Annotated in this window: 6 protein-coding genes; 4 read left to right on the top strand and 2 right to left on the bottom strand. The window is 39.9% G+C overall.

All coding sequences use genetic code 11. The annotated features are described in order from the left end of the window. From GNE10_RS26775 to GNE10_RS26765, 3 genes are all read left to right on the top strand, one after another. Positions 1-947, top strand: a 947-nt coding sequence (locus GNE10_RS26775) for a hypothetical protein (protein ID WP_260447050.1), incomplete at its 5' end; no start/stop codon positions are given. A gap of 199 nt (positions 948-1,146) precedes the next feature. Continuing rightward, on the top strand, positions 1,147-3,087 hold the full coding sequence (locus GNE10_RS26770) for a GMC family oxidoreductase (protein WP_185568414.1): 1,941 nt from the start codon (positions 1,147-1,149) through the stop codon (positions 3,085-3,087). A gap of 360 nt (positions 3,088-3,447) precedes the next feature. Further along, complete coding sequence (locus GNE10_RS26765) at positions 3,448-5,127, top strand: patatin-like phospholipase family protein (RefSeq protein ID WP_185568409.1); 1,680 nt, start codon at positions 3,448-3,450, stop codon at positions 5,125-5,127. Between the two features lie 85 nt (positions 5,128-5,212). Here the strand turns inward: GNE10_RS26765 and GNE10_RS26760 are convergent, their stop codons facing one another. Further along, positions 5,213-6,787 carry a sodium:proton antiporter gene (locus GNE10_RS26760; protein WP_185568407.1) on the bottom strand — a complete coding sequence of 525 codons (1,575 nt, stop codon included), beginning with the start codon at positions 6,785-6,787 and terminating at the stop codon, positions 5,213-5,215. A gap of 131 nt (positions 6,788-6,918) precedes the next feature. Here GNE10_RS26760 and GNE10_RS26755 point away from each other — a divergent pair, with 131 nt between their 5' ends. Beyond that, on the top strand, positions 6,919-7,920 hold the full coding sequence (locus GNE10_RS26755; RefSeq protein ID WP_185568404.1) for a DUF389 domain-containing protein: 1,002 nt from the start codon (positions 6,919-6,921) through the stop codon (positions 7,918-7,920). A gap of 371 nt (positions 7,921-8,291) precedes the next feature. On the opposite strand, the gene GNE10_RS26750 is transcribed toward GNE10_RS26755, so the two are convergent. After that, the gene (locus tag GNE10_RS26750) at positions 8,292-9,530 is read right to left on the bottom strand and encodes a hypothetical protein (RefSeq protein ID WP_185568402.1); all 1,239 of its coding nucleotides are present in this window, start codon (positions 9,528-9,530) and stop codon (positions 8,292-8,294) included. Positions 9,531-9,680: the final 150 nt, after the last annotated feature.

The following is a 9,680-nucleotide window of genomic DNA, read 5'->3' as shown; positions in this document are numbered from 1 at the left end:
CCTCCCCACCTCCCCACCTCCCCAATCACACAAACATCATGGAACACTTAGAAGAAGTTCGGAAATTTTGGCATCATGCCGAAGATTTGGGGTCTTTGCCTGATGATTATCAGTTATGGAAAGCTGCTCGAAAACAGGAATTTTTGTGGAACTCTAGAATTCTCAAGTCGAAATATGATGAACTTCCTCCCTTGAGGAAAATTGATATTGTTGGTTTATTTTTCACTGCTCTCAAAACTAAGATGGATCGTCAATTAGACGAAGCTCCTAGTAATTGGAAAAAGGCGATTCATGCCCACGGTAGTGTGGCGAAAATTAAGTTTATTCCTGCAAATAATACTTTATTTTCCGGTTTATTTAAGGGAGCAGACTACGGACTTTTGCGATTATCTGTAACAGGAGAACCAAGCGATCGCGGTTTTGCTCCTGGTCTAGCCATTAAGTTATTTGTGGATGGGAATCCTTCGGAAAATTTCTCAGCTTTGGTATCTTTAGTTGGTCAAGGTCAAAATTATAATTTCTTCGCCAATGAATTATCAAATATTGTTCCCGTAGCTAAAAGTCTTGGGCCGATTATCAGCAACTTGATATTTACCAGAGTTACCAAATATCCCACAAAACTTTATTTAGAAGATTTGGGAGAAGTTGACCAACACGGTCATCAAGAAAATCAACCTCGTTATCCCGCACAAGTATTTCTTGTTCCTAATGCAAATATCAAATTTCCGCAAACGCCACATGACTTTAGAAATGACCTGGCTACAATTCCATCTGGAACATCTTTATATACTGTCTACGGTGTTAGCCCAGAAGATGCTACAGAGGAAAATAACAATCGTCAAAAAGCTAAAATCATCGGACACATTGAAACCACATCGGAATTCACATCATCATTTTATGGTGATAATCAACTATTTTTTAGACATCAAAGATTCCGCGATCGTTAAATCGAAACAGCACGTTTGTAGAGACGCAATGAATGGCATTGTTACTTTACACAATGGATGATTTTATCGCGCAAAGTCGCAAAGGTGCAAAGAGAAGAATTGAAAAGAGAGAAAGTAAATTTAAAATTTTAATCGCCCATAGAGTCAATTAAAAATCTCAAATTAAAATTTTTTTGATGTATTTGAATTAAGAAAAATTATGACTACACAAACTGAATATGACTATATTGTTGTTGGTTCCGGTGCTGGAGGAGGCCCGGTAGCTGCGAATTTAGCAAAAGCAGGTTACAAAGTTTTGCTGTTAGAAGCAGGTGGCGATCCTTTACGGGATGAAAAAGGGAAAGATACAGAAAGATACACTTATTCAGTACCGGCGTTTCATGCACGGGCCACGGAAGATAATGATTTGAGATGGGATTTTTTTGTTAAGCACTACTCGGATGAAAAGCAGCAGCAGCGTGATTCTAAGTTTAGCCCAGAACATCAGGGTATTCTGTATCCGCGAGCCGGGACGTTGGGGGGATGCACTGCCCATAATGCGATGATTACGGTGTATCCTCACAATAGTGATTGGGACAAAATTGCAGAAATCACCAAAGATGCTTCCTGGAAAAGCGATAATATGCGGAAGTATTTTGAAAGGCTAGAGCGCTGCAATTATCTCGATCGCCCCATCAACCCCAATGATAATCCTACTCGTCACGGTTTTGATGGCTGGCTCACAACTAACTTAGCAGATCCCAAATTAGTTGTGCGCGATGGCCAACTTCTAAAAGTAATCGTTAAATCTGCAATTCAAGCTTTAGCGGAACAGGGTAAAAGTTTACCCCAAGTAATTAAAATAATTTTTCAAAGTTTCTTGGCTAACATATTAGCTTTTCTCAAACTCCGCCAAAAAGATCCTTTGGAGTTTTTAGACACACTTTTAGACCCCAACGACTGGAAAATTACCAAAGTCAGTGGTGAAGGTGTGTTTTCTGTTCCACTCGCTGTTAAGGATGGAAAACGCACTGGTACAAGGGAATATATTCGGGAAATCGAACGCCAATTTCCCGATAAATTAATCGTGAAAACTCATGCATTGGTAACCAAAGTTTTACTCGATGAAAATAATACTGCCATCGGTGTAGAATATCTTGAAGGAAAACACATATATCGTGCAGATCCTCAAGCGGATATAACAGAAAATAGCTCTCAAGTTAGCCGCACAGTATTTGTAAATAGAGAAGTCATCTTGTCTGGAGGTGCTTTCAACACTCCCCAAATACTCAAATTATCTGGAATCGGCCCCAAAGAAGAATTGACTAACTTAGGAATAGAAATCCGCGTGGATCTTCCGGGAGTTGGTCATAATTTACAGGATCGCTACGAAGTTGGTGTCGTCAGTGAAATGAATCAAAACTTTAGCATTCTTGATAATTGTACATTTACCGAACCACAACCAGCAGAGAAAATTAATGATACTTGTTTATTAGAATGGAATCGTTCCAAATCAGGTGTATATGTAACTAATGGAGCGGTGTTAGGGATTATCAAAAAATCCCATCAAGATAGACCAGAACCAGATTTATTTATATTTGGACTGCCAGCTTTTTTCAAAGGTTATTTTCTCAAATATTCCGAAGACATTGGTAAATATAAAAATTATTTTACTTGGGCGATACTCAAAGCTCACACCAACAACACAGCAGGTTCAGTAACACTGAGAACAACTGACCCTAGAGATGTTCCAGAAATTAATTTTAGATACTTTGATGAAGGTAATGATGTCAACGAACAAGACTTATTCTCCGTTGTTGAGGGAGTGGAGTTTGTCAGACGCTTGACAAAACGCACTGAGTTGTTTACAAAAGCAGAATTGCTACCAAATAAAAATATAGATGAACAACATGAAATTAAGCAATTTATCAAAGATGAAGCTTGGGGACACCACGCCTGTGGGACATGTAAAATTGGGCGTAAAGATGACAAAATGGCAGTCTTAGACAGTGACTTCCGAGTTTATGGAACGCAGAATTTACGCGTGGTAGATGCATCTGTATTTCCTTTTATTCCTGGATTTTTTATTGTCACGCCAATATACATGATTAGCGAAAAAGCCAGCGATGTGATTTTGCAACAGGCAATAGGTAATAGGTAATAGGCAATAGGCAATAGGCAATAGGCAATAGGCAATAGGCAATAGGCAATAGGCAATAGGCAATAGGCAATAGGCAATAGGCAATAGGCAATAGGCAATAGGCAATAGGCAATAGGCAATAGGCAATAGATTTTTATCACCAATGATTTAGTATGGCTATATTTATTCATCAAATTTTATTCTGATTCTTTAATTTTTCTGACTCCTGAATTCTGACTCCTGACTCCTGACTCCTGAATTCTGACTCCTGACTCCTGACTCCTGACTCCTGAATTCTGACTCCTGACTCCTGACTCCTGACTCCTGACTCCTGAATTCTGACTCCTGAATTCTAATTTTTTAACACCAGGGAATTTATCTATGGACAATAAGTTACGACATTTTGACATTGGTTTAGTTATGGCTGGTGCTGTTTCAGCCGGTGCATATACTTCTGGCGTAATTGACTTTCTTTTTGAAGCTTTAGATCAATGGTACGAACAAAAAGCAAAGCAACAACAGCAGTATGGTGATGATTTTACACAATGGGAAATTCCACCCCACGATGTTTTCATTAAAGCCATGTCTGGAGCATCAGCAGGTGCTATTGTTGCTGCAATTACAGCATCTTCACTATATAGCGATATCACTCCTGTAATTGGCTATCCGGTGAACAATCCGGTGAAGAATAAACTTTATGAAAGTTGGGTACAAAGAATAGATGTATCTGAACTTTTAAAAACTCAGGATTTAGACGATCCGAAAGCTCCTGTTTTATCTTTTCTCGATTCTACTATTCTCGATGAGCTTGGAGAAGATGTTCTGCAATTAAAATCTACAGGTAAAAAACGACCTTATATTGACGATCCCTTTGAGGTTTATTTGTGTATTACTAACTTGCGTGGTGTTCCTTATGTCATTAAATCTCAAGGAACTAATTCCAGCATTAAGGGACATTATATGGTTAAACATGCAGATTTTATGCATTTTGCCATCGGTGACAAGAGTAGTGATGTTGAAGGTGCGATCGCTCTCAATCCAGATAAAATTGATATCAGTAATTGGAAACTATTAGTTGATTCAGCATTAGCCAGCAGTGCGTTTCCTGTAGGATTTCCTCCTCGTCAACTCCAACGCAGTAGTATCGATGAATACGAAAAACGCAAGTGGGAAATACCTGTTCGCAACCCAACACTAACGGGTACTTGTTCAGAGTATCGCTGTATCAGTCCTGATAAAGATTTATTAACTCAAGGTTCCTATGAGTTTGTCACAGTAGATGGCGGGATTATTAGCAACGAACCGATAGAACTTGTTCGCTTGGCGTTGCGAGGTAATCAACAGCGAAATCCCCGCGATGGAGAGCAAGCAAACCGAGCTACTTTGTTAATCGATCCATTTCCCAATGATGTGGATGCAGTGAATCCAGGTAATAATTTACTCAACTTAGTATTGCGAATTTTTAGGAGTTTTATCAATCAAAATCGATTCAAACCAGATGAATTAATTCTCGCCTTGGATGAAGATGTTTACAGTCGCTTTTTGATTGCTCCCGAACGTAGCGATCGCCAAGGTAGAAAACCTCTAGCTTGTGGTAGTCTAAATGCTTTCGGTGGTTTTCTCTCCCAGGAATTTCGCCATCACGACTATATGCTTGGTAGGCGTAATTGCCAAAGATTTCTCGAAAAATATTTTGTCTTACCAGCTTCTAATTCACTGTTTGATTGCTGGCCAGAAACACTGAAAAATCATCCGCAATTCCAAGTTGAAAAAACAGGAGAATCAGATATTTTTCTGCCAATTATTCCTCTATTCGGTTCTGCCAAAAAAGAAGTTAACCTCCCACCTTGGCCTAAATATGCAAAAGAAAACTTTAAATTTCTAGAAAAACAAATCCAAGAACGCATTCAAGTTGTGATTCCTCGGTTAATCAATCAATCCATCAATGATTATTTTACCCGTACCGCTCTCAATGTTCTTTGGTTTTTAAAACGTGGAACTTTAGCTAAAAGGTTACGAGATATCATCAAGGACAATTTAGAAAAATACGGTCAATTATAGCAATTTAAACTGTTGACTGTTAACGGTTCACAGTCAACAGTCAACAACCATATACTTTTAGTCTTCAATAAACCGTTAACACCTATTACCTGTCTTGTTTTTCATCTCCATTTTGTAAAACATCTTCCAATAAAGAAGCAAGTTCTTTATTTAACCGTCCAGACTTAACAAATTCTGCATAAGTATCTGCTTCAATTGCCAACAATTCGCCTCTAAATTGTTCGTTGGTAAAGTTTTGAAGATTGGGATAATCATTTTGTAATTTGTAGATTTTCGTCTCTAAATTTGCAAACTCACCTTGGATGAGTTTCTCCTGATAACGCCGAAATTCTGGGTCAATACCAGGACGTTTATCTGCTTGCAGATGTTGTATGACTCTTTCTAGAGCAACATAACGAGCTACCAATTCTAAAAATTTCTCGCGTAAGGGTGCATCACCCAACAAATTGAGTTTTTTCAGCAAAGGTTTAATGGTCAATCCTTGCACAAGCAAAGTAAATAATACTACCCCAAAAACCGTAGCAATGACTTTTTCTCGCTCTGGTAGTATTGTCGGTACGCTCAATGCTAGAGCAATGGAAACGGAACCCCGCAGTCCACCCCACCATAAGATAGTTTGCTCTGGTAGAGAAATTTCGGATTTGGTGATGCTGGTACTGAATTTGCTCAAAAGCACAATAGCAACTCCCCGCATCAAAATCATTGCTCCCACTGTCAACAGAATAATTTGTAAATTTTCTGCCAAACTAGCAAAGCGTATTTGGTCGCCAATCAACAAAAACACAATGGAATTCACAAAAAACGCTAAAAATTCCCAAAATTCGGAAACAATAACGCGGGTGCGGGGATTCATTCCTATACGAGAGCCAAAGTTACCTAAAATCAAACCAGTGGTGACAACGCCAATAACTCCAGAACCACCAAAGTCTTCAATAATCAGGTAGGTACCGTAAGCGGAAACCAAAGTTAAGGATTGTTCTACTAAAGGTAAATCGAAGCGCTGGGTAAGGTAGGAAATACCAAACCCAATAAAACTTCCTACTGCAATCCCAATGCCGACAACTGTGAAAAACTCAACTAAAATCGGCTGAAATTCTAATTCTACAGTTTTCAAAGAAAACGATACCAAAAAACCAAAGGCAACTACCGCCATGCCATCATTGAACAAGCTTTCGCCTTCCATTAAGGTGACAAGACGACTACCTACGCCTAGTTCGCGGAACAAGGCGGTGACGGAAACAGGGTCAGTAGCAGAGAGACTGGCTGCGATGAGTAAAGCTGTGGTTAGGGATACAGCAACAACTTGATTCAAAGCGATCGCCACGCCTGCTATTGTAATTACCACCCCCAAAATTGCATACAAGCAAATTGGCACTAAATCCCGTTTCAGTTCCGACCACTTTAAATTCCATGCAGCTTCAAACAATAGTGGTGGTAAAAAAATAAACAAAATCAGTTCCGGGGAAAGGGTCACCAAACGCACATCAAAAAATGCCAACCATAAGCCAACAATCACCAATAGCAACGTGTAAGGTATCTGGCGGAACCAGCTAAATATCTGCGGTAGTGTCGCCACACCCAAAGACACCGAAAGCACTAAAAGAAATTGCTTGAGATTGTTTGCGATCGCTTCCTCGGCAATCCCACCTTCAAGTACCATAAGAAGATTCCTAGTCAAATTTTGTACTTATACTCTTGTAACTATTTTTAGATGACATGAAATTAATGTCAGACTTTAATGAGCAAAGCAAGAAGACTTAACACTTAACTGCATATTTAAGGAGGAAGGTCTTGGGTAATAACATTCGAGACCGATTTAAAAATTTCCGTCGCCAGGGTTCCCAACCAGAAAAACTCCAACAGCTACAAACAGAGTTGCTGGCAGAATCAACCCTAGACTCAGCTTACATAATTTTAATTGTTAGCTCCTGCGCCATCGCCACCTTTGGTTTATTGTCCAACAGTGCAGCTGTAATTATTGGCGCGATGATTATTGCTCCCTTAATGTTGCCAATTCGAGGTTTGGCTTTTGGTGCTTTACAAGCAGATATTACCTTATTTCGCAAGGGAGTAATATCTGTACTAATTGGCACATTGTTGGCAGTAGTTATCGCTTGTTCTTTGGCTTGGCTGCTGGGGTTGCCCAGGTATGGTAGTGAAATCCTGGCTCGTTCCAGACCAACATTATTAGATTTGGGAATTGCTGTAGTAGCTGGTGGTATAAGTGGCTACGGCAAAATCGAACCAAAAATCTCTGGTACTGTGGCGGGAACTGCGATCGCTGTTGCCCTCATGCCCCCGATTTGCGTCATAGGTTTAGGCTTAGCACAAGGAAATTGGTCGCTCAGTTTCGGAGCAACCTTACTTTACCTAACTAACTTACTCGGTATTGCCCTCTCCTGTATGGTGACATTCTCAGTAGCAGGTTACACCTCAATAGCGCGGGCACATCGTCCCTTAATTTGGACTATGGCTTTAACAGCAATCCTGGTAATTCCCTTGGGGGTCAGCTTTGCCCGACTCGTGCGACAAGGGCAACTAGAAACCAGCCTGCGAAAAGCATTATTGAACCGTACCATCACCTTTACGCGATTACAGTTGCTTAACAGCAATACCAACTGGTTAACAAATCCCCCAGAAGTACGCTTGAGCGTCCGAGCAAGGGAACCAGTTACACCGCGACAAGTAGAGCTATTAGAAGAATTTATCGAACGAGAAATGGGGCAACGATTTACCTTAATTTTTGAAGTTGGTCAGGTGGAAGAAATTCGACGTTCCCAACCCACGCAATGAGGAATGAAGAATAAGGGACTTCCAAATAAAAAATATTCCACAGAAGATTGTTAACTGTTGACCGTTGACGGTTGACATTCAGCAGTCAACGACTCCAAGCGGAATAATTTATTTTTTGAAGTTCCCTAACTTCTCATATCAATAGTCCGTTTTATACCGATTCAAAAAATGTTTGCGACAGATACCCCACCCGCCTGACGGCACCCTCCCCTTGCCAAGGGGAGGGTTGGGGAGGGGTCTTGTCTATGTGTTGCATTATTTTTTCAAATTGGTCAGGACTTACGCAAAATCATGAAAAAACGAACCGCAAAGGACGCAAAGGACACAAAGAAATAAGAGTTTCAGAGAGTTTTGCGTAAGTCCTATTGGTATTACTTAGTTTGCAACTGCTTGAGTTTATTATTGGCTGATAGTAGTAACTCTTGAGCTTTGAGATATGCCGTTGTACCATTTTGAACTTTTTCTAATTGATGAATAATACTTTGCAATTGGCTGCTGACACGATTGCGGTCTAAAGTTTGAGAATCGTCAGGAATGGAAGCTAATAAGTTTTCGATTTCTCGTTGCGCTGCTGACAAAGCCTCCACAGCATCAGCTTCGGCTTGCCGTCTGACTTTAACTTGACCTAAATTACTTTCATAAATTGCCAGTAATTCCTGTGCTTGGGCATAACCAGCCACATCATTTGTGGGAACGTCTTTGAGTCGTTCAATAGCTTCTTCCCACAAATGTTCTATTTGTCGCCATTCACTAACAGGGTGTGGCGGATTTTGACCAGCTTTGGCGGCTTGCCATGAAAATTGGCGGGCTGCGGTGATTAATGCACTGATACGTTCATTACCGGCGGCCAGTCCCACAACTTCCTTAAACTCACGCTTGTAGTCATCTAGTTGATTGCGTGTAGTTTTTCCTGCTAGGGTTTGACTGGGAATTTGCTCTAATTGATTTAGTGCTGTTTGCCAAGTAGCGATCGCAGTTTTTCGATCGCTGACTGTTGTAGCTTGTTGATATTGCTGTTTTGCATTTAATAAAGCCTGCATATTATCTGCGAGCAAAGTTTGAGCATTCTTTTCCTGAAAAACTTTAGCTTCTAGCTGCCCAACTAAACGACGAGATGCATTAAAACCATAGATGCTAAAGTGGCGATCGTACCACCAATATCTATATTCAGACAAATCGCTGACAAACCAAGTTGGTAATTCATTGAGATGTTTTTGTGCTTGTTGTAGCTTTTGTTCTCCCAAAGCCAAATCAGCTGGACTGGTAGCTTTTTCAATCAATTGTTCAGCCTGTTCCACTGTTACTAACGCCTGTCGATAGTGATGATCCACATTTATATAGCTAGGTAATAACAAAACAGGCGCATTTTGTACCACCGGACGGCGAATCACTGCGTAAGGCAAGTTCGCTACCCAAATCACACCAACAGGAATCCCTATAAGTATGCTTATCCAAATAAGTTTAGTACCTATGCCCCCCTTGGCTTTGGCAGGTGATTGATGGCGCGATTGGACTACAGTTTGTTGGCTATTATTGGGTGGATATATTCCAGAGCTATTTTGAGAATTTTTACGCAGAATATTCCAGTTCAATTTGTTTAAAAAACTCATAAATATAACCATTACTGTGTTTATTATTCCCATTTTTGTCAGAAATATAAACAATAGGCTATTTCGTTTTTTTAGAAAATTAAAGACTACTTCGTAGAATTTCAAAAATAAAATATAGAATTCATATTTTATTTTTTAAAAAAATAATAC

The organism is Nostoc sp. 2RC (genome assembly GCF_014222165.1).
GTDB lineage: Bacteria > Cyanobacteriota > Cyanobacteriia > Cyanobacteriales > Nostocaceae > Nostoc > Nostoc linckia.
The sequence above is the reverse complement of the archived record's forward strand: the minus strand, read 5'-3'. Positions and strand labels throughout refer to the sequence as shown.

Excerpts from the sequence above, each read along its gene's own strand:
- GNE10_RS26770 (WP_185568414.1), top strand. The coding sequence starts at position 1,147 with ATGACTACACAAACTGAATATGACTATATTGTTGTTGGTTCCGGTGCT.
- GNE10_RS26765 (WP_185568409.1), top strand. The coding sequence starts at position 3,448 with ATGGACAATAAGTTACGACATTTTGACATTGGTTTAGTTATGGCTGGT.
- GNE10_RS26760 (WP_185568407.1), bottom strand. The coding sequence starts at position 6,787 with ATGGTACTTGAAGGTGGGATTGCCGAGGAAGCGATCGCAAACAATCTC.
- GNE10_RS26750 (WP_185568402.1), bottom strand. The coding sequence starts at position 9,530 with ATGAGTTTTTTAAACAAATTGAACTGGAATATTCTGCGTAAAAATTCT.